Annotated in this window: 13 protein-coding genes; 5 read left to right on the top strand and 8 right to left on the bottom strand. The window is 66.9% G+C overall.

Going from position 1 to position 18,727, the window contains the following annotated elements:
• Nucleotides 1-17: 17 nt before the first annotated feature.
• On the bottom strand, nt 18-3,722 hold the full coding sequence (locus G3A50_RS01315) for a vitamin B12-dependent ribonucleotide reductase (RefSeq protein WP_163073428.1): 3,705 nt from the start codon (nt 3,720-3,722) through the stop codon (nt 18-20).
• 652 nt (nt 3,723-4,374) lie between these two features.
• On the opposite strand from G3A50_RS01315, the gene G3A50_RS01310 reads away from it, so the two are divergent.
• From G3A50_RS01310 to G3A50_RS22895, 3 genes are all read left to right on the top strand, one after another.
• Entirely contained in the window at nt 4,375-5,550 is a 1,176-nt protein-coding gene (locus G3A50_RS01310) for an MFS transporter (RefSeq protein WP_246252011.1), read from the top strand.
• An 87-nt stretch (nt 5,551-5,637) separates the two neighbouring features.
• On the top strand, nt 5,638-6,051 hold the full coding sequence (locus G3A50_RS01305) for an NADH:ubiquinone oxidoreductase subunit NDUFA12 (RefSeq protein ID WP_281355831.1): 414 nt from the start codon (nt 5,638-5,640) through the stop codon (nt 6,049-6,051).
• Nucleotides 6,052-6,218: 167 nt separating this feature from the next.
• Complete coding sequence (locus G3A50_RS22895) at nt 6,219-6,854, top strand: DUF2155 domain-containing protein (protein ID WP_163073425.1); 636 nt, start codon at nt 6,219-6,221, stop codon at nt 6,852-6,854.
• On the opposite strand, the gene aat is transcribed toward G3A50_RS22895, so the two are convergent.
• From aat to G3A50_RS01270, 6 genes are all read right to left on the bottom strand, one after another.
• Nucleotides 6,785-7,462: a leucyl/phenylalanyl-tRNA--protein transferase gene (aat, locus tag G3A50_RS01295; RefSeq protein ID WP_163073424.1), complete on the bottom strand. Its 678-nt coding sequence runs from the start codon at nt 7,460-7,462 to the stop codon at nt 6,785-6,787. The genes G3A50_RS22895 and aat overlap by 70 nt on opposite strands.
• Before the next feature lie 157 nt (nt 7,463-7,619).
• A complete protein-coding gene (gene accC / locus G3A50_RS01290; protein ID WP_163073423.1) occupies nt 7,620-8,972 on the bottom strand; it encodes an acetyl-CoA carboxylase biotin carboxylase subunit in 1,353 nt (450 codons plus the stop codon).
• Between the two features lie 10 nt (nt 8,973-8,982).
• A complete protein-coding gene (gene accB, locus G3A50_RS01285; RefSeq protein ID WP_163073422.1) occupies nt 8,983-9,459 on the bottom strand; it encodes an acetyl-CoA carboxylase biotin carboxyl carrier protein in 477 nt (158 codons plus the stop codon).
• A gap of 31 nt (nt 9,460-9,490) precedes the next feature.
• The gene (gene aroQ, locus G3A50_RS01280) at nt 9,491-9,928 is read right to left on the bottom strand and encodes a type II 3-dehydroquinate dehydratase (RefSeq protein ID WP_163073421.1); all 438 of its coding nucleotides are present in this window, start codon (nt 9,926-9,928) and stop codon (nt 9,491-9,493) included.
• A 177-nt stretch (nt 9,929-10,105) separates the two neighbouring features.
• Nucleotides 10,106-10,879: a DsbA family protein gene (locus tag G3A50_RS01275; RefSeq protein WP_163073420.1), complete on the bottom strand. Its 774-nt coding sequence runs from the start codon at nt 10,877-10,879 to the stop codon at nt 10,106-10,108.
• Nucleotides 10,880-10,917: 38 nt separating this feature from the next.
• Nucleotides 10,918-12,339, bottom strand: a complete 1,422-nt coding sequence (locus tag G3A50_RS01270; RefSeq protein WP_425483433.1) for a M48 family metalloprotease — start codon at nt 12,337-12,339, stop codon at nt 10,918-10,920.
• A gap of 206 nt (nt 12,340-12,545) precedes the next feature.
• On the opposite strand from G3A50_RS01270, the gene G3A50_RS01265 reads away from it, so the two are divergent.
• Nucleotides 12,546-13,745, top strand: a complete 1,200-nt coding sequence (locus tag G3A50_RS01265) for a pyridoxal phosphate-dependent aminotransferase (RefSeq protein ID WP_210255196.1) — start codon at nt 12,546-12,548, stop codon at nt 13,743-13,745.
• A gap of 103 nt (nt 13,746-13,848) precedes the next feature.
• Here the strand turns inward: G3A50_RS01265 and G3A50_RS01260 are convergent, their stop codons facing one another.
• The gene (locus G3A50_RS01260) at nt 13,849-16,584 is read right to left on the bottom strand and encodes an Rne/Rng family ribonuclease (protein WP_163073418.1); all 2,736 of its coding nucleotides are present in this window, start codon (nt 16,582-16,584) and stop codon (nt 13,849-13,851) included.
• 771 nt (nt 16,585-17,355) lie between these two features.
• Between G3A50_RS01260 and G3A50_RS01255 the strand changes: the two genes are divergently transcribed.
• Entirely contained in the window at nt 17,356-18,663 is a 1,308-nt protein-coding gene (locus tag G3A50_RS01255) for an N-acetylmuramoyl-L-alanine amidase (protein WP_163073417.1), read from the top strand.
• Nucleotides 18,664-18,727 lie beyond the last annotated feature (64 nt).

Raw genomic sequence — 18,727 nt, 5'->3', positions numbered from 1 at the left:
TCATGTCTTGAGCCGGCTCAGCTGCAGCCGGTCGTCGAGCCGCAGGTCTCGCACTTCAGGCAGGTGCCGTTGCGCACCATGGTGAAGTTCTGACACTCCGGGCAGGCTTCGCCCTCATAGCCCTTGGCGCGGGCGATGGCGCGGGCCTCAGCCTTGGTGGGCCCGGCCGCCGGGGCAGGGGCGGCCCAGGGGAGGGCGCTGGTGTCGGCGACGTCCTCTTCCTCGATCTCGGGTGCGGCCTTGAGAGCGGTCGCGCCCTGCACAGCACCGCGCAGCGCGGTGACGTTCGAGGCCGAGGGGGCAGGGGTGGTGCCGGCGGGCACAACCATGAGACCCACCGACTTTCCGCGCGTCAGACCCTTGGAGACCATACGCGCGGCGGAGACAGCGGCGCCGGGAGTGGCCTTGCCTTCGTCCACGCCCTTGCCGAGCGCATCGAAGTTGGATTCGCCGGCATCGACATGGCCGAGATCGTTGCGGCCGAGATAGGACACGGCGAGCTCGCGGAAGATGTAGTCGAGGATCGAGGTCGCGTATTTGATGACCTCGTTGCCCTGCACCGGGCCCGCAGGTTCGAAGCGGGTGAAGGTGAAGGCGTCGACATATTCTTCCAGCGGCACGCCGTATTGCAGGCCCAGCGACACCGAGATGGCGAAGTTGTTGATGAAGGAGCGCAGCGCCGCGCCTTCCTTGTGCATGTCGATGAAGATCTCGCCGAGGCGGCCGTCATCATATTCGCCGGTGCGCAGATAGACCTTGTGGCCGCCGACCACCGCCTTCTGGGTGTAGCCCTTGCGGCGGTCGGGCATCTTCTCGCGGTCGTGCACGGCGACGATGCGCTCGACGATCTTCTCGACGATCTTCTCCGTCACCTGCGTGGTGCGGGCCGCGGCCGGCTTGTCCAGCAGCGCCTCGATGGCGTCCTCCTCCTCGTCCTCGTCCGCGAGGAGCTGGGAGTTGAGCGGCTGGGACAGCTTGGAGCCATCGCGGTAGAGCGCGTTGGCCTTCAGCGCGAGGCGCCAGGAGAGCAGATAGGCCTCCTTGCAGTCCTCGACCGTCGCGTCGTTCGGCATGTTGATGGTCTTGGAGATCGCGCCCGACAGGAAGGGCTGCGCCGCCGCCATCATCAGAATGTGGCTGGTGACCGAGAGGTAGCGCTTGCCGATGCGCCCGCAGGGATTGGCGCAGTCGAACACCGGGTAGTGTTCGACCTTGAGATAGGGCGCGCCCTCAAGTGTCATCGCGCCGCAGACATGGATGTTCGCGGCCTCGATGTCCTTCCGGGCGAAGCCGAGGAAGGTGAGCAGGTCGAAGGCGGGATCGACCAGCTTGTCGGCCGGCACGCCGAGCTTGGCCAGCGCCTCGTCGCCGAGCGTCCAGCGGTTGAAGACGAACTTGATGTCGAACGCCGCCTTCACGCTGCCGTCGATCTTCGCGAGCATCGCGTCGTCGAAGCCCTTGGTGCGCAGCGTCGAATGGTTGATCGCCGGGGCCTGGCTGATGGAGCCGTGGCCGACCGCATAGGCTTCGATCTCGGCGAGCTGGCTCTCGCTGTAGCCGAGCGTGCGCAGCGCCTCCGGCACGGCGCGGTTGATGATCTTGAAGTAGCCGCCGCCGGCCAGCTTCTTGAACTTCACCAGCGCGAAGTCGGGCTCGATGCCGGTGGTGTCGCAGTCCATGACCAGGCCGATCGTGCCGGTGGGCGCGAGCAGCGTGGTCTGGGCGTTGCGGTAGCCATGCTCCTCGCCGAGCGCCAGCGCCCGGTCCCAGGCCGCCTTGGCGTGGTCGATGAGCAGCGGCTCGGGCACGCTGGCGTGGTCGAGCGGCACCGGGTTGGTGTTCAGCCCCTCATAGCCACCCTTCTCGCCATAGGCGGCGCGGCGGTGGTTACGGATGACGCGCAGCATGTGCGACGCGTTCGGCTTGTACTCGGGGAAGGGGCCGAGCTCCTTGGCCATCTCCGCGGAGGTGGCATAGGACACGCCGGTCATGATCGCGGTCAGCGCCCCGCAATAGGCGCGGCCGGGCTCGGAATCATAGGGAATGCCCGAGGTCATCAGCAGGCCGCCAATATTGGCGTAGCCCAGACCCAGCGTGCGGTACTCGTAGGAGAGCTTGGCGATCTCCTTCGAGGGGAACTGCGCCATCAGGATCGAGATTTCGAGCACGACGGTCCACAGCCGGCAGGCATGCTCGTAGCTCTTGACGTCGAACGTGCCGTCGGCGTTGCGGAACTGAAGCAGGTTCAGCGAGGCGAGGTTGCACGCGGTGTCGTCGAGGAACATGTATTCCGAGCACGGGTTCGACGCCCGGATCGGACCCGCGGTGGGGCAGGTGTGCCAGTCGTTGACCGTGGTGTGGAACTGGATGCCGGGATCGGCGCAGGCCCAGGCGGCGTGGCCGATCTTCTCCCAAAGCTCCTTGGCCTTGAGGGTCTTGGTCACCTTGCCGGTGGTGCGGCCGACGAGGTTCCAGTCGCTGTCGGCTTCCACGGCGTTGAGGAAGGCGTCGTCGACGCGCACCGAATTGTTGGAATTCTGGCCCGAGACCGTGAGGTAGGCTTCCGAATCCCAGTCGGTGTCGTAGATCGGGAAATCGATGTCGGTGTAGCCCTGGCGCGCGAACTGGATGACGCGGAGGATGTAGTTCTCCGGCACCAGCGCCTTCTTGGCGGCGCGGATCTCGCGCTTCAGCGCGGGGTTCTTCTCCGGCTGGTAGCAGTCCTCGCCTTCGCCGTCGCAGTTTACGCAGGCCTTCATCACCGCCTTCATGTGGCGGGCGACGATCTTCGAGCCGGTGACGAGAGCCGCGACCTTCTGCTCTTCCTTCACCTTCCAGTCGACATAGGTCTCGATGTCGGGATGGTCGACATCGACCACCACCATCTTGGCGGCGCGGCGCGTGGTGCCGCCCGACTTGATGGCGCCGGCGGCGCGATCGCCGATCTTGAGGAAGCTCATGAGGCCGGACGAGCGGCCGCCACCGGAGAGCTTCTCGCCCTCGCCGCGCAGCGCGGAGAAGTTGGAGCCGGTGCCCGAGCCGTACTTGAACAGGCGGGCCTCACGCACCCACAGGTCCATGATGCCGCCTTCGTTCACCAGGTCGTCGCCGACGGACTGGATGAAGCAGGCATGCGGCTGGGGATGCTCGTAGGACGACTTGGAGCGGGTCAGCTTGCCGGTGATGTAGTCGATATAGAAGTGGCCCTGACCGGGGCCGTCAATGCCATAGGCCCAGTGCAGGCCGGTGTTGAACCACTGCGGCGAGTTCGGCGCGGCCATCTGCATGGCGAGCATGTAGCGGTGCTCGTCGAAGAAAGCCTGCGCGTCCTCCTCGCCGTCGAAGTATCCACCCTTCCAGCCCCAGTAGGTCCAGGTGCCGGCGAGACGGTCGAAGACCTGCGTCGCCTGGCTCTCGCCGATGAAGCGCTCCTTCTCGGGCAGGGCGCCGAGCGCCTTGTCGTCCGGCGCGCCGCGCCACAGGAAGGAGGGGACGGTCTCCTCCTCGATCTTCTTCAGACGGGCGGGGACGCCGGCCTTGCGGAAATACTTCTGCGCCAGGATGTCGGTGGCGACCTGGGAGAAATGCTCGGGCACGTCGATGCCCTCGAGGCGGAACACCACCGACCCGTCAGGATTGCGAATTTCGCTCGTCGCCTTGCGGAACGCGATGTCCGCATAGGGTGACCGGCCGGCTTTGGTGTAGCGGCGCTCGATGCGCATGGTCTTCGTCCCCAATCTCGCTCACGGCGCTGTCCTGTCCGGACGCGCCTTGTTCGAAAAGGCCCGGTTCTCTGCCCGAACCCATCCCCGCCTTAAGAAGGAAACAACCGCTTTTGCGCGCCTATCGTTTCCCGAATTGTAGACACCGCACGCAAACGCCCTCCGGCGTTCCCGCCGGGAGTGCACTCTGACTCGGGTGATAGCTCCTCGGACCGACACGAAACGCCACGCGACCGAGAGCGAAGTCAAACTGTACGAGTCACCCTAGGGCGTCAAGATATGGTGCGCCGGTAAATGAACCGTCTACATCTGGTATATAGGACCCGGGCGGCGATCTTTCACCCCTGAGCCCTTATCGAGCGCGGATTCGTGAACGGAGTCCAGCCTCGATACGTCCCGAACGGGCAGCATGCGCGATACCGAGAAAAGTGGGGAAAGCGGGGACAGGCCGCAAGCGGGCAACCTTATCGCTTTCCCATGACATTCTCGCGTCCGCGTGGGGCCGGCGGCGGGCGATTGGCGGCGCATTGCCGCGACTTCCCCAAGGGGATCTGGACAGCGCTGTCGTCCGCCCTCAAATGACGGCCAACACATCTCTCATTCCGGCCTGCCCATGACCCCCGACTCCAACGCCGCCCCTCCGGCCGGCGCCATGACCTTTTTTCTGCTGGCGCTCGCCGCCGGCCTCGGCGCAGCTAACTTATACTACGCGCAACCACTGGTGGCGTTGATTTCCGACGACATCCATCTCGACGAGACGCTGGCCAGCCTCGTCGTCACCATCGGGCAGGTCGGCTATATACTCGGCCTCCTGCTGCTGGTGCCTCTCGGCGATATCGTCGAGAACCGCCGCCTGATCGGCTTCATCCTCATCTGCGCCGCGGCGGGGCTCGCCCTTGCCGCTTTCGCACACACGCCGGCGCTGTTCCTCTTCGCCGCGCTGACCTTCGGTGTGGGGTCGGTGGTGGCGCAGGTCGCCGTGCCCTTTGCGGCCCATCTTTCCCGGCCGGAGGAGCGCGGGCGCAAGGTTGGCAGCGTGGTGAGCGGGCTGATGACCGGTATCCTCCTCGCCCGCCCGGTGTCCAGCATGCTCGCCTACTGGTTCGGCTGGCGCGCGGTGTTCGCGCTGGCGGCGGTGATGGCGCTGGTGCTGGCGGTGGGGCTCAGGTTCGCGCTGCCGCGGCGCTGGCCTTCCGGTGGAGGCGAGGGCGCGACGGGGGGCGGGGGCAGCTACGGCGCGCTGGTCGGCTCGCTCTGGGCCCTGCTGCGCGACCAGAAGCTGCTGCAGCGCCGCGCCGCCTACCAGGCCGCCATGTTCGGCGTCTTCACCCTGTTCTGGACCGCCGTGCCGCTGTTGCTGACCGGGCCGGCGTTCGGATTCAGCCAGAAAGGCGTGGCGTTCTTCGCGCTGGCCGGTGCGGCGAGCGTGTTCATCTCGCCGGTCGCGGGGTGGATCGCCGATCGCGGCTATTCCCGCCCCGCGACGGGTGGGGCGCTGGCACTGGCGATTATCGGCTTTCTCGTTACCGAGGTTGGCCTCGCCCAGTCCTCGGTCGTGGTGCTGGCGATCGGCGCGATTCTCCTCGATGTGGCGGCGACCGCCAATCTGGTCCTCGGCCAGCGCGCGATTTTCATGCTGGCGCCGGAAATCCGCTCGCGCCTGAACGCGCTCTATATCGCCACCTTCTTCTTCGGCGGGGTGCTGGGCTCGGCGGTGGCAAGCCCGCTCTACGCCTCCGGCGGCTGGACCTTCGTGACCCTTGCCGGCATCGGGATCGTGGCGCTGGCGCTGGTCTATTATGCCAGCGAGTTCACCCGCCGTGGTTAAGCGCGGCAACAGCGTCCACTTGGCTGGACACCGGGCGGCTCGGGTGGCATGTTCCGCCCGAGCTCTAGCTGGCGCAGGACGAATTCCGTGAAGCTTTCCGACTTTTTCATCGAGACCTTCACCTGGTGGAACGGCCAGACCATGGGCACCCGTTTCCATACGTGGCGCCACGGCGAGTTCGTCGGCGATGACGAGTTCGGCAATCGCTACTATCGCACCAAGGGCGGCAAGATCGACCCGACGCTCGGCTTCCAGCGCCGCTGGGTGATCTTCAACGGCTATGCCGAGGCGACGGCCATACCGCCGGGCTGGCATGCCTGGATGCATCAGCGTTCCGACGTGCCGCCGAGCGAGGAGACCTATGTCCCGCGCGAGTGGCAGAAGGCGCACCGGCCCAACCCCACCGGCACGGCCGAAGCCTATCGTCCGCCGGGCTCCACCATGGGCTTCGGGCATCGTCCGGCGGTGACGGGCGACTACAAGGCCTGGAACCCCGAGTGATTCTTCCGCCTTCGGAAGCAGGACGTCCGCTCCGGGCGGCGAGTGCCGTTGGTACCGGCGTTCTTGCGCGTGCGCCGCGACATCGCCGCATTGCCGGGCATGCTGTGGCCGGCGGCGCGTTGCGCCACTCTCGCGCACCGCGCGTTTCCTCCATCCTGGCCGGTCCGATGCGTTCTTTCCTTTGCGCCGCCGTGGCGCTTCTCGCCCTTTCCGGCCCGCTCGCCGCACAGCAGAGCTGGCAGGGCGGTGTCGAGGCGCAGCCGCTGGCGCCCCCGCCGGGACTGCCTGCGGGCCCGGTGGACAATCCCGATTCGCCTCCCGGCGGCCCGGGCGTGCCCTCGATCATGGAGCCGCCGGTCGGTGGAGAGGCGCCCCGCATCCCCGCGCCCGAGCAGCCGGACGTTCCCGGCCAGGCCACCTATGGGCCGGGCGGCGACATCGAGGTGGTTCAGCCGCCCGAGGAGAAGATCGAGAACAAGACCGCTGTGTTCTCCGGCCTCGACAAGATCACCGGCCGCATCATCAGCTTCGACGTCGCGGTCAACGAGACGGTGCAGTTCGGCTCGTTGCGCATCACGCCGCATGCCTGCTACACGCGGCCCTCGACCGAGAAGCAGAACACCACGGGCTTCGTGGACATTCAGGAGATCACGCTCGACGGCAAGGTGCAGCCGCTGTTCGGCGGCTGGATGTTTGCTTCCAGCCCCGGCCTGCACGGTGTCGAGCACCCGATCTATGATGTCTGGCTGACCGACTGCAAGCAGACCGCGCCGGTGATCGCCTCGCCGGGTCCCCAGCAGTAGAAATCCGCTTCGCCTTCCAGCGCCTGCGTCAGCAGGCGTGTGTAGTGCAGGCGCGAAACCTCGATGGCGCCGAAGCGGCGCAGATGGTCGGTTACGAACTGGGTGTCGAGCAGGGTGAAGCCGCCGCGCTTCAGCCGCGCCACCAGATGCACCAGCGCCACCTTCGAGGCGTCCCGCGAGCGATGAAACATGCTCTCGCCAAAGAAGGCGCGCCCCAGCCGCACGCCGTAGAGCCCGCCCACCAGCGCGCCATTTTCCCACGCCTCGACGGAATGGCAGTAGCCGCGCGCGTGAAGATCGCAATAGAGCTTGCGGATGCGCCGGTTGATCCAGGTGGAACCGCGCCCCTCGGCCGGCGCCGCGCAGCCATCGATCACCGCTTCGAAATCATGATCGATGCGAATCTCGAAACGGTCCGAGCGCACCGTGCGGGCCAGCCGCTCGGTGATGATGAAGTCGGCGAGCGGAATCACCCCGCGCCGCTCCGGTTCGATCCAGTACAGGCCCGGATCGTTCGCGCTCTCGGCCATCGGAAAAATCCCGCAGGCATAAGCCTTCAGCAGGACTTCGGGCGTGATTTCGACCTGGTGCTCGCGCGGGTGTGACATCCCCTCAGAATGACCGAGATGGCCGCCGCTGTGAAGGAGGGATGCGCCCTGCGTGGCAGGGCTCTGGCGCTGGTATCCCGCCGCTCCGGGCGCAGACTCGGCCGTGTTTTCCGGAGGAAGAGCGAGGGGCCGGCGGCACGCGCCGGCCGTGGCTGCCTCAGCTGCCGGGCTCACCGTCGGCGAGGAACTGTTCCAGCCAATGGATATCGTAGGCGCCACGCTTGATGTCGTCGTTCATGACCAGTTCGCGGAACAGTGGCAGCGTGGTCTCGATGCCTTCGACCACGAACTCGTCCAGCGCGCGGCGGAGGCGGGCCAGGCATTCGTTGCGATCGCGGCCATGAATGATGAGCTTGCCGATCATGCTGTCGTAGAAGGGCGGGATCGAATAGCCCTGATAGACCGCCGAATCGACGCGTACGCCAAAGCCGCCCGGCACGTGCCAGTAGTTCAGCTTGCCCGGCGAGGGACGGAAGGTGCGCGCGTTTTCCGCGTTCACCCGGCACTCGATCGCATGGCCCTTCAGCACCACATCGTCCTGGGTGAAGCTGAGTGCTTCGCCCGCGGCGACGCGGATCTGCTCACGGATCAGGTCAAAGCCGGTGATCGCCTCCGTCACCGGATGCTCGACCTGAATACGGGTGTTCATTTCGATGAAGAAGAACTCGCCGTTCTCGTACAGGAACTCGATGGTCCCGGCGCCGAGATACTTCATGTCGCGCATGGCCTTGGCGACGGTCTCGCCGATCTGCGCGCGCTGCTCGGGCGTGATGACCGGTGAGGGGGCCTCTTCCAGAACCTTCTGGTGACGGCGCTGCAACGAGCAGTCACGCTCGCCCAGATGCACCGCGTTGCCCTTGCCGTCTCCGAAAACCTGAATTTCGATATGACGCGGCGTGCCGAGATAGCGCTCGATATACACCGCATCGTCGCCGAAATTGGCACGGGCCTCCGAACGCGCGGTGGACAGCGCGGACGACAGTTCCTCCGGCGAACGGGCGACTTTCATGCCGCGCCCGCCACCGCCGGCGGCAGCCTTGATAAGCACGGGGAAGCCGATGTCCCGGGCGACGCTTGCCGCCTCCTCGTCGGTGGAGACGCCGCCCTCCGAGCCGGGCACACAGGGGATGCCGAGCTTCTTGGCGGTCTTCTTCGCCTCGATCTTGTCGCCCATGATGCGGATATGCTCGGGCTTGGGCCCGATGAACGTCACGCCATGGTCGATCAGGATTTCGGCGAAGCGGGCGTTCTCCGACAGGAAGCCGTAGCCCGGATGCACCGCCTCGGCCCCGGTGATCTCGCAGGCCGCGAGCAGGGCGGGGATGTTGAGATAGCTGTCGCGCGCGGCCGGTGGGCCGATGCACACGCTCTCATCCGCGAGCTTCACATGCATCGCGTCGGCATCGGCCGTCGAATGAACGGCGACGGTTGCGATGCCAAGTTCCTTGCAGGCGCGAAGCACCCGCAGCGCGATCTCGCCGCGATTGGCAATGAGGATCTTGCCGAACATCAGGCGTTCCTCATTCGATGATCAGGAGCGGCTCGCCATATTCGACCGGCTGCGCGTTTTCCACGAGGATGCGGGTGACCGTGCCCGCGCGGGGCGCGGGAATGGCGTTCATCGTCTTCATCGCCTCGACGATCAGAAGGGTCTGGCCTTCCTTGACCACCGAGCCGACGCCGACGAAGTACTTCGCACCGGGTTCCGGGCCGAGATAGGCGGTGCCGACCATGGGGGAGGGCACGACGCCGGGATGCTTGGCAATATCGTCGACCGGCGCGGGAGCGATTCCCACCGGCGCGGCCGCCGGGGCCGGCGCAGCCACCGCGACGGGCGCGGGCGCGGCCGCCGCGGCATACACCGGCGCGGCGCGGACCACACGGATGCGCAGGTCCTCGTGCTGGACCTCGATCTCGGTGAGGTCGCTTTCGGACAGCAGGTTCGCGATCTCGCGCACCAGCGCGGGGTCGATGTTCGGCTTGTTGGTTTTCATCATGATCCCGTGACGGTCGCCTGCCCGTCCCTCCTCAGCTGACACGACGCGCGGCGAGCGCGTCGATGGCGAGCCGGTAGCCTTCAATGCCCAGCCCGCAGATCACCCCGAGGGCAACCGGCGACACATAGGAATGATGGCGGAAGGCTTCGCGCGCGAAGACGTTGGACAGATGCACTTCGACGACATTGAGGCCGACGGCCTTGATCGCGTCGGCAACGGCAACTGAGGTGTGCGTATAGGCGGCGGCATTGAGTACAACGCCGAGCGAACCCTGGGCTTCCTGAAGGAGGCTGACGAGTTCGCCCTCGTGGTTGGTCTGCCTGAACACAAGGCCGAGGCCATGTCGCTCACAGGCCCGGCGGCAGGTCTCCTCGACATCGGACAAGGTCGCACGGCCGTACACGTCCGGCTCGCGCGTGCCGAGCAGGTTCAGGTTCGGTCCGTTGAGAACATGCACGGTGTCAGGCATCGCGCCTCTAGGAATAAGCCGCCGTCCAGCTTTTGCCGGAGGCTGCGGGTTTATAGGCAATGCCCAGGCCCGCGCCAAGCCCCGCGCCGTCCGTCCCCATAGTTAATCCCAAGACGCAAGGTCGCGGGAACCTGGAGGGGAGCGTTCAGGCGCCGATGCCGTTCCCGCGAAACGGGCTCAGCACTGGGTCTTTCCGCAGGCCCGCACCGAGTCGATCGCGCTCTTGAGCTGGTCATGGCCGACCGCACCCACGATGACCGCGTCGCCCGTGACATAGCTCGGCGTGCCGTCGATGCCGAGCGCGTCGGCGATCTTCAGGCTCTCCTGGAGCGTGGCGTTGACTTCCGGATCGGACATCGCCTTCTCCAGCGCCGCCTTGTCGATGCCGACCTCCTTGGCCGCCGCGAGCGCCTTTTCCCGGTTGGCCTGACCGCGCTCGCCGAGGAGCTTCTGGTGGAAGGCGAAATACTTGTCCGGCGCGGTCAGTCGCACCGCGACCGCCACCTGGGCGGCTTCGACCGAACCCGGTCCAAGCACCGGGAATTCCTTCAGCACGACCTTGAGCTTGGGGTCGTCCTGGGTGAGCTTTACGAGGTCGGCCAGCGCCCTTTTGCAGTAGCCGCAATTATAGTCGAAGAACTCGACCAGGGTGACGTCGCCATCGGGATTGCCGACCACGGTGCCGCGCGGAGAATCGAACACCAGCGGCTTCATCGCGGTGAGCGCCTCGTTGCGCTGGTTGGCTTCCGCGGCGGCCTGGCGCTTCTGCAGCTCCATGATCGCTTCCTGGATCACCTCCGGGTTCTTCAGGAGGTACTCGCGGATAACGCCTTCGAACTCCTTGCGCTGCGTGTCGTCGAGCGCGGCAGCCGGAGCCAGGCCGACGCCGAGGAGGAGGCAGGCGGCGATCGCACTGCGCCCGGCGCGGCGGAGAAAAGTGGGGGTCGGCATGTTCATCTCCGGAAAGAGCCTAGCTCGATGGTCATCGGTCAGGGGCGGCGTTTCTGCCGGCTGTCCACGGGGGGCTTGAAATTCACGATGTCGTCAGCCTTGAGCCAGCCCGGCGAGCCAAGCTTGAACCCGGTGCGCGCGCGGCTCGCCAGTTCGCGGGCAAGCTTGAAGTCGCCGCCCACGAAAGCGGACTGGGCCGAGGCGAGATCCGCGTTGGGAATGTCGCCCTTGTCGCCGTAGGCCATGGCGAGATAGCGCCAGCCGGCGGGCGAATCGGGTTCACGCTGCAGGCTGAAGGTCAGCTCGCGCACGGCCTCGTCCATGACCGACTTGTCGTCGGTGGCGACCAGCGCCTGACCGAGCAGCATGCGGATCAGGGGATTGCCTTTCGACAGCCGCACGGCCTGACGCAGCGGGGGCACCGCCTCGCGCGCGCGGCCCGCTTCCAGCAGGGCCTGACCCTTGATCTCGTGGAAATAGGGATTGCCCGGTTCGGTGGCGATGAGGGCGTCGATCTGCCGGACCGCGCCGGGAATGCTGCCAAACCGGTAGGCGGAGATGGCGCGGGCATAGCGCGCGGGCAGCGAGTTGTCGGACGGCGGATAGACGCGGTTCACCGAATCCGGCGTCTGGGTGTAGCCGACGAGCTTGGCCCGCATCATGTCGTGCCGGGCCTGAAGCGCCGCTGGGTCCTTGGCGTTGAAATAGGGGCTCTTATGCGCAAGGTCGGTCAGCAGCGCGATGCGCTCGCTGGCCATGGGATGGCTCAGCACATAGGGATCGATGCGCTGGCTGATGAACATCTGCTCGTTCTGGAAGCGCTCGAACGTCGTCAGCATTCCGGCGGCCGATTGCTTGGTCGCGTTCAGATAGGTGATGGCGGAACGGTCGGCCGCCATTTCCTCGCCGCGCTGATAGGCGAGCAGGGTCCGGCGCATCATGTCCTGCGGCATCATCATCGCCCCGGCCGCCGCGCCGCCCATATTGGTCCCCGTCGCCGCGCCGGCCGCCACGCCGCCCGCGGCGAGCAGCATGGCGACGATGGCCGCGGTCTGCGCGGTTTCAAGCTGCTGGCGCATGCGCGCGAGATGGCCGCCGGCGATGTGGCCGGTTTCGTGCGCCAGCACGCCGATCACCTCGTTCGGGGTCTTGGACTGCTTGAGCGCACCAGTGTTGATGAAGATGCGCTTTCCATCGGCGACGAACGCATTGAACGCATTGTCGCCGATGAGGACGACCTGGATGTTCTGCTGGCTGAGGCCCGCCGCCTTGAAGATCGGGCGCGTGTAGTCGCGCATCAGCGACTCGATCTCGGCATCGCGGATGATGGTGGGGTTGCGCGATTGCGCGTGGGCGGGGCCGGCCGCCAGCATGCCGCTGGCGAGGAGCGCGAGGCCATAGGCCGCACGGCCGACCGCCCGGGTGCCGCGCGCGAGCGCGCCGGCCGGGAGAGGCCGCATCGGGCCGGGGCGTGAGGGCCTTGGCCGAAGCGAGGGGTTGTCAAGGCGTAACGGACGCATCATCCATCGTCTTAGCTGAATATGCGGGGACCTGACGCTGTCATCGACGCAGGGTCAAGTCTTCCGCTCATCATCTTCATTTGAAGTGGCCGAGACCACCCGGTGATTGCGGCGTGGATACGGCATAGCAGGCGGGATCGAGCCGAATGACTGTATCTCATGCGTCTTTCCGGAGCGGCACCGCGATTCTGGCTCAGGCGTCGCGGCGCAGCGAGATCGCGTCCTTCATCGTGATGGATGTGATGGAGCGGGCTGCACGGATCGAGGCCGAGGGTGGGCACGTCATCCACATGGAAGTCGGCCAGCCCGCCGCGCCCGCACCCGACAGCGCCCGCGAGGCCGCGCGCCGCGCGCTCGACCATGGCCGCATCGGCTACACCACCGCGCTGGGGCTGCCCTCGCTCCGGGCCCGAATCGCCCGTCACTATGGCGACAGCTACGGCGTGGACCTCGATCCGGCGCGCGTGGTGGTGACGACCGGCTCGTCGGCCGGGTTCATTCTGGCCTTCCTCGCCATGTTCGAGCCGGGCGACCGGGTGGCGATCGCCAATCCCGGCTATCCGCCCTACCGGCACATCCTGACCGCGCTGGGCTGCGAGCCGGTGCTGATCGAAACCGATGCCGCCTCGCGCTGGGTGATCACGCCCGAAGCGCTCGCCGACGCCCACCGGCAGGCACCGCTGAAGGGTGTGCTGGTGGCGAGCCCGGCCAATCCGACCGGCACCATGATGCGCCCCGAGGCGCTTGCCGAACTGGTCGCCACCGCCGAGGCGCTGGGCATCCGCTTCATTTCCGACGAGATCTATCACGGGCTGGACTACGCCTTCCCGGCCACCACCGCTGCCGCGCTGAGCGCCAACGCCACCATTATCAACTCGTTCTCGAAATATTTCTGCATGACCGGCTGGCGGGTGGGCTGGATGGTGATGCCCGCCCCGCTGGTGCGCGCGGCCGAGCGCCTGCAGCAGAACCTGACCATTTCCGTTCCCACGCTCTCGCAGATCGCAGCCGAGGCGGCGTTCGATGGCGCGGCGCAGATGGAGGCGGTGAAGCATGGCTATGAAGAGAACCGGCTGATCCTCACCCAGGCGTTGCCGCGCGCGGGGCTGCCGGAATTCCTGCCGGTGGACGGAGCGTTCTACCTCTACGCCGACATTTCGCGCTTCACGGACGATTCGGCCGCCTTCGCGCGGCGGCTGCTCGACGAGGCGCATGTGGCGACGACCCCGGGGGTGGATTTCGATCCCCATCGCGGCCACCACTATCTGCGGCTGTCCTATGCCGGCGCACTCGAAGAGATGCGCGAGGCGGTGGCGCGCATCGGCGCGTTCCTCGCCCGAGGGTGAGGCGGGGCGCCCGGTACCGTCCGGCCCGAGCCATCGATCGGAATCAAAAAAGCCCCGCGAGCGTTCGCTCGCGGGGCTTTTGTTTGCAGGCTTGAGGGGAGCCTTACTCGCCGAACAGCTTGCGCTGCCACCAGCCGGTGCGGCGCGGACGGTCCGGCTCCGGCGCGGCGGGAGCGGCGGCGTCAGCCGGGGCCGGCTCACTTTCGGGAGCGGTCTCGACCGGGGCGGCCTCAGCCGGCGCCGGCTCCTGCGACACGGTCTCCGACCGCATCTCGGAGGCCATGGCGTCCGGCGTGCCGTCTTCCGTCGGCTCGGCCGCAACCACGGGAGCCCGTTCGCGGACCGTCGAGCGACGGCGGCGCGGCTTCGGCTTGGCCTCCTCGGCGGGAGCCTCGGCCGGGGCTTCCGGCTCCGGCGCCGCAACCGCGGCCACCGGCTCGGCGTCGGCGACAGGCGCTTCGGGGGAGGCGTCCACCGAAACCTCGGGCGCATCGCCCTCGGTCTTCTCGCCCCGCGTACGGCGACCACCGCGACGGCCACGCCGTGGGCGGGCCTTCTCGGCGGCCGGCTCGTCCGTCGTCTCGGACGATTCGCTCACTGCGGCCTCGGCCAGCGCGACCGCCTGTTCGGCAGCCTCGCCGACGACCGGAGCCTCGGCAACGGGGGCTTCGTCAACAGGGGCTTCGGCGTCCGTCGATCCGGCGGGGCTCGACGCGTCGCTGGCCAGCTCGCCGGCGTTGTCGTCCTTGCCGCCGTCTTCGCGATCGTCCTCGAACTCGATGCCAGCCGTGTCGTTGTCCGAACCGCCGTTCTCGTCGGCCCGGGCACCGTTCTCGCTGCCACCGCGCCGCCGACGGCGCCGACGGCGCCGACGGCGATTATTGCCGTCGCCGGCCTCGGCGGTGTCCGCACGCGGCTCGGAGTGCGCGGGAGCGGCCTCAGTGGCCTCCTCGACCTCGTCGTCGATATCTTCCGCGATGACGACCTCGTCTTCCGGCTCGGCAATCACTTCAGGCGGGCGCGGCAGCGGGATCGGATTCAGCACCGCTTCGCCCTTGTCGATGGCGAAGGGGGTAAGCCCGGTCAGCGTCGGATCGGCGCTGATGGTGATGATGACCCCGAAGCGCTCTTCCAGCTCATGGAGATGGCCGCGCTTGTGGTTGAGCACGTAGAGCGCGTTCTCGGTGCGGGTGCGCACGACGAGGTTATGGGTGTTCGAGCGCTGCAGCAGGTCCTCGCAGGCGCGAAGCATCTGCAGTGCGACGGAGGGGGAGGAGCGCACGTGGCCGGTGCCGCCGCAGTGCGGACACACCTCGGTGGAGCTTTCCAGCACGCCGGTGCGGATGCGCTGGCGGCTCATCTCCATCAGGCCGAAATGCGAGATGCGGCCGAGCTGGATGCGCGCGCGGTCGTTCTTCAGGCAATCCTTGAGCTTGCGCTCGACCGCCCGGCTGTTGCGCTTCTCGTCCATGTCGATGAAGTCGATCACGACGAGCCCGGCGAGATCGCGCAGGCGCAGCTGGCGGGCGACTTCCTCGGCGGCTTCGAGGTTGGTCTTGAGCGCCGTGTCCTCGATGTTGTGCTCGCGTGTCGAGCGCCCCGAGTTCACGTCGATCGAGACCAGCGCCTCGGTCGGGTTGATGACGAGATAGCCGCCGGACTTGAGCTGGACCTGCGGCAGGAACATCGCGTCCAGCTGGCTCTCCACGCCGAAGCGGGTGAACACGGGCTGAAGTTCCTTGTAGGGCTTCACGTTCTTCGCATGGCTCGGCATGAGCATGCGCATGAAGTCCTTGGCCTCGCGGTAGCCTTCGTCGCCGGCGACGAGAACCTCGTCGATGTCCTTGTTGTAGAGGTCGCGGATCGAGCGCTTGATCAGCGAGCCTTCCTCATAGACCAGTGAGGGCGCGGTCGAACCCAGGGTGAGCTCGCGCACATTCTCCCACAGGCGCAGCAGGTATTCGAAGTCGCGCTTGATCTCGGCCTTGGTGCGGTTGGCGCCGGCGGTGCGCAGGATGACGCCCATGCCCTCCGGCACTTCGAGGTCGGAGGCGACTTCCTTCAGGCGCTTGCGATCATCGGCGGAGGTGATCTTGCGCGAAATGCCGCCACCGCGGGCGGTATTGGGCATCAGCACCGAATAGCGGCCGGCAAGCGACAGATAGGTGGTGAGCGCCGCGCCCTTGTTGCCGCGCTCTTCCTTGACCACCTGCACCAGCATGATCTGCCGGCGCTTGATCACTTCCTGGATCTTGTAGGAACGGGCACGGGTGCGCGTCGCCTGGCGCTCGGGCACTTCTTCCATGGCGTCGTCCGAGCCGACCTGCTCGACGACATCGTCCTCGCTGGCGATTTCCTCGATCTCGCCGCCCGGCTCGTCATCACTGGAGGCCGCGCGGCGGCGCGAGCGCCTGGGCTTCTCCTCGACCTCTTCGGCGTCGGCCGCGTCAGCGGAAACCGCTTCGTCCGCCGCCGCGTTCTTCGCGGAGCTGCGCCGACGCGAGGAGCGCTTGGGCTTGTCCTCGTTCTCGTCCTCGGCTTCCTTGCGCTGGTGACGCTCTTCCTCGTCGAGCAGCGCCTGCCGGTCGGCGACCGGGATCTGGTAGTAATCGGGATGGATCTCGCTGAAGGCGAGGAAGCCGTGCCGGTTGCCGCCATATTCGACGAAGGCGGCCTGAAGCGACGGCTCGACCCGCGTTACTTTCGCGAGATAGATATTGCCGCGCAGCGGCTTGCGGTTGGCAGCCTCGAAGTCGAATTCCTCGACTCGACTGCCGCGCACCACGACCACCCGTGTCTCTTCCGGGTGGGTGGCGTCGATAAGCATCTTGTTGGCCATTGAACTCTCATATCCGGCAGCGGTGGCGTCGACGTCGCTTGCGACGCCCGACGGCGTGAACCGTGCCTGTAAGCGGTGACCGATAACGGGTCGGAAAAACGGCGAGTTGGGCGCAGCGCCGCAATTGCGCTGGGCAGACGGAGAGCCGGCGACGTGGCCCGGCGGCGGTCACGGGAGCGACGGAGCGAAACGCCCCATCCCTCTTCCGCACTTGCCGGCTGACGCGTCATCGCTGAGTGCCGTCCATTCCTCGACCGAACAGGGTAAGCCGCGATCGCGCACGATCCGACTCGCGGCATATGGAGGCGAAGTGCGCGGGCGCGTCCGGCGCCGGACGTGAATGCTGCCGCGTCCGAAAGCCCGGTGGCGAGATCGGCGGTGCGCTGACCTTCGGCGTGGCGGACCTCAGCCCGCTCTCACGACGGTCACGAGCCCACTAATGGGCCCTGTCATGACCGGATGCGGGCTCCCATTGCTGGTTCGCCCATCGCCGCCGGACCGCGAATGCCGGAAGTCAAGCGAGCGACCCGGATATGCGAACCATATGCATGCCCTTAATAGCGGCATGCGTGCCGATTTGGCAAGGATCGACTGCATTCCATCGTGTCGCCGTCATCATGTCGCCACGCTGCCGCCGTTGCCACGGGGCCACGCGGTCGCCGGGATGTTTGGGCAAGCTCAACGATCGGTTAACCGCGCGTTTATATTTCGTTAGAGAATAGCGCAGGGACGAGGTGGTGCACGCGTGGATCTTGGAGGCCGGGCCCCGACATGAATTGGCGTAAGGCCATGATGGCGATCACGCTCGCGACGGCGGCTGCCTTCGCGTCGATGTGCGCGCACGCCCAGGCCGGGTCGGGGGACAGCGAGCCGGCCGTCGCCACCGATGCGCGCCTCGCCGGAGACGGCGAGCGCACGCGGCTGGTGGTGGATCTCTCGCATTCGGTGCCGCTCGGCGCCTTCACCCTCGCCGATCCCTATCGCGTGGTGGTGGATGTGCCCGACGTGATCTTCACCCTGCCCACAAGCGCGGGGCAGGAGGGCAGGGGGCTCGTCACCGCCTACCGCTTCGGCCTTTTCGCCCCCGGCAAGGCGCGGATCGTCATGGACGTTTCCGCGCCGGTGAAGATCGACAAGGCGTTCGTGCTGGAGCCGGTGGACGGCCAGCCCGCGCGCCTGGTGATCGATCTGGTCAAGACCGACCGCCGCTCCTTTCTCAAGACGGTTGCCGCCCCCGTGCGCCGGATCGAGCAGCCGCCCATGCCCGAGCCGTCAGTCGCCATCGTCGGCGACAACCGGCCAGTGGTGGTGATCGACCCCGGCCATGGCGGTATTGATCCGGGTGCGGTGAATGCGGCTTTCGGCGTCTCCGAGAAGGAGCTGGTCCTCGCCATCGCGATCCAGCTGCGCAACAAGCTCGCCGCCACCGGGAATTACCGGGTGATGATGACCCGGGACGACGATTCGTACGTGCCGCTGGGGCAGCGGGTGCGGTTCGCCCGCGAGAGTGGTGCGCGACTGTTCATCTCGCTCCACGCCGATTCGCTTTCGGTGAATGACGGCAATGTGCGCGGGGCCACCATCTACACGCTGTCGGACCGCGCCTCGGACTCTGAAGCGCAGCGCCTGGCTGATTCGGAAAATAAGGCCGACATGATCGCCGGCGTCGATCTCTCCGAGGAGCCGGCGGACGTTGCCGGCATCCTGTTCGACCTGGCGCAGCGCGAGACCCGCAATTTCTCGGCCCAGTTCGCGCGCTCGCTCGCCGGCTCCGTCGAATCGACGGCGCGCATGCACAAATCGCCGCTCAAATCGGCGGGCTTCAAGGTGCTGAAGGCGCCGGACGTGCCGTCGGTGCTGTTCGAACTCGGCTATCTTTCCAGCGCTAAGGACCTCGAACTCATGACATCGGCGTCCTGGCAGTCTAATGTCACCGACGCCATGCTGGTGGCGATCGACGCCTATTTCGCGGCTCAGAAGCCCGTGGAGCCGCTACCGGTCGCCATGCCCGCCAGTTTGGGAACAACGGTTGGTGATTCCAGCAATGGAAGCCGGCCCGGGGCCGCTATTAGGCCATAGTTGCCCCGCACACGGGGCCTCAGGGCGACGTCGGACAAATGGCCATCTCTGCGTAAGGCGGGGA

It is taken from the genome of Ancylobacter pratisalsi (assembly GCF_010669125.1).
GTDB lineage: Bacteria > Pseudomonadota > Alphaproteobacteria > Rhizobiales > Xanthobacteraceae > Ancylobacter > Ancylobacter pratisalsi.
The sequence above is the reverse complement of the archived record's forward strand: the minus strand, read 5'-3'. Positions and strand labels throughout refer to the sequence as shown.